Here is a 2,084-nt window from a genome sequence, read left to right as displayed (position 1 = left end):
GTACCCGTCCGGTTGACCCCGTCTGGATAGCCCGGAGCGGCCGCTGCAGTCTGAGCAGACTCGCTTATGCGGCCTGAGGATCGCTCCAGTGGTAGGGCAGCAGCTCTCTGATGCGGTTGGCGGGGTGGTCCTGGATGCGCCCGAGCACGTCCTCGAGGTAGCGCCGGACGTTGACCCCGTTCTGCTTGCAGGTCTCGACGATGGTCAGCAGCACCATCATCGCCTCGGCACCTTCCCGGGAACCGGCGAAGTTCCAGTTCTTGCGCCCGACGCAGAGTCCACGCAGGAGCCGTTCTGCATAGTTGTTGGTGATGTCCAGCCGCCCGTCCTCGGTGTAACGGATCAGGCCCTGCCAGTGGTTCAGGGCGTAGGCGACCGCTTTGCCCAGATCACTTTTCGGCGCCAGGTAGGTGGCCATCGTCTCGAGCTTGACGTGCAGCCGTGCGAGGATCGGCAGCGCACGGCGCTGACGCTCGGCGCGGATCTTCTCCGGAGCCAGGCCCTTCAGACGCGATTCGAGTTGAAACAGCGCGGTGATCAGCTTCATCACCTCGTGCGCCCGACCCCATCGTCGCTGATTGCGGACCACCTTCTCGAAGTATCGTCGGGCATGGGCCCAGCAGCCGACCCAGGTCAGCCCCGGTTCTCGTCGCTCGGCGCTGAGGTAGCCGGCAAAGGCGTCGCCCTGCAGATACCCGTTGAAGCCAAGAAAGATCGCGAGCACCGTCTCCTGGCGACGATGCGGGGTGTAGAGAAAGCTCACCGGCAGGAGGCCGTCCTCACGGCCACGCCCGGCGTGGCACCAGACGCGGCCGGTCAGGGTCTGCCGCCGTCCCTTCTCGCGCTGCGCCAGCGTGCTGTCGTCGCTGTGCACGATCGGGCTGTTGAGAGCATCCTCGTGAATGCATGTCGCCACCGGCGCAAGGACTCGCGCCGCCGAGCTGAAGTAATCGTCCAGGCGCTGGCGCGGCAGCTTCATGCCATCGCGGGCGAACTGATTGGCGATCCGATTGAGCGGGAGCTTGTCGTCGACCTTGCTCAGGATGGCGTGGGCGATCAGCGTCACACCGGCCTGGGAACCGGGGATCGGCGCGGTCGACTTGTCGGGGCTGATGATCGTCCGCTCCCCGCACTCGTCGGTGACGGCGTAGTTGGGCCGTTCATGGCGCAGGACGTAGAACGAGCCCGGCCGATACTCGAGCGTTTCGGTGATCTCGACGCTGACCTCTTCCAAAGGTCCGTAGCGCGCCTCAAGCTCGCGGCGCTGCTCGTCGGTGTAGTCGTGGCGCTTCGGCTCACGCGGCAGGTTCTCGGGCAGCGCACCGCGGCTCGCGCCCTGACGGGCCGGTTTTTTGCGCCGCTTGCCCGAGCGCTGCGGGGGCTGGGTCGTTTCATCTTCTTCGGCGGTGGGGGACTCATCAGTCGGGGTGAGCACCTGCTGCCCACCGGCGAAGAGGCTGCCCTGGAGGTAGGTACCGCGCTCTGAGCGCTGCCCGAAACGGGCCCGGTTGCTGGCGAGGATCTGCTCCTTGAGGCTGTCGAGCTGACCCTGGAGATCCCGGATCTGGCGCTGCTGCTCGGCGATGAGCCGGTCGCGCTCGGCGAGCTGCTCCTGCACCGGATCGGGGTCTTGGCCACGTTGGTCGGCACCGGATGACATGGCGCCATGATACCGCGGCCGGATGCCTGTGTCTGTTCCAAATCAATAACATGCGATAATCCTGACTACGCCACAGCCCGTGCCGGGTGATCGGCCAGGCGCTGCAGCGTTCGCCAGTCCGCGCCCTCGAACAGGGCCTGGAACTGCCCGGGGCTGAGTGCCGCCGCCTCGCCGGGCGTGCGCGGCATGACAAACCGGCCGCGCTCAAGGCGCTTGTACAGGAGCACGAAGCCCTGGCCGTCCCAGTAGAGCGCCTTCAATTTGTCGCCGGCCTTATTGGCGAAGACGAACAGCTCGCCGCTGAACGGGTCGCGACCGAGTCCCCCGGTGACCTCCAGGGCGAGCCCGTTGTGCGACTTGCGAAAGTCGACCGGCTCGGCGGCCAAGTGGATCGCCGTCACCTGCGAAAGACCGATCATGCCCG

General features: G+C 66.4%; 2 protein-coding genes. Both read right to left on the bottom strand.

From position 1 onward, the window contains the following. Positions 1-64: 64 nt before the first annotated feature. Positions 65-1,660, bottom strand: coding sequence for an IS66 family transposase (locus LRG07_RS13535; RefSeq protein ID WP_238642711.1), 1,596 nt, complete (start codon positions 1,658-1,660; stop codon positions 65-67). Positions 1,661-1,725: 65 nt separating this feature from the next. Then, on the bottom strand, positions 1,726-2,084 hold a 359-nt coding region (gene tnpB / locus LRG07_RS13530), incomplete at its 5' end, for an IS66 family insertion sequence element accessory protein TnpB (RefSeq protein WP_238642710.1).

It is taken from the genome of Halorhodospira sp. 9622 (genome assembly GCF_022228025.1).
GTDB classification, from domain to species: domain Bacteria; phylum Pseudomonadota; class Gammaproteobacteria; order Nitrococcales; family Halorhodospiraceae; genus Halorhodospira; species Halorhodospira halophila_A.
Note: the sequence above shows the minus strand (reverse complement) of the source record. Positions and strands in the feature narration are given on the sequence as shown.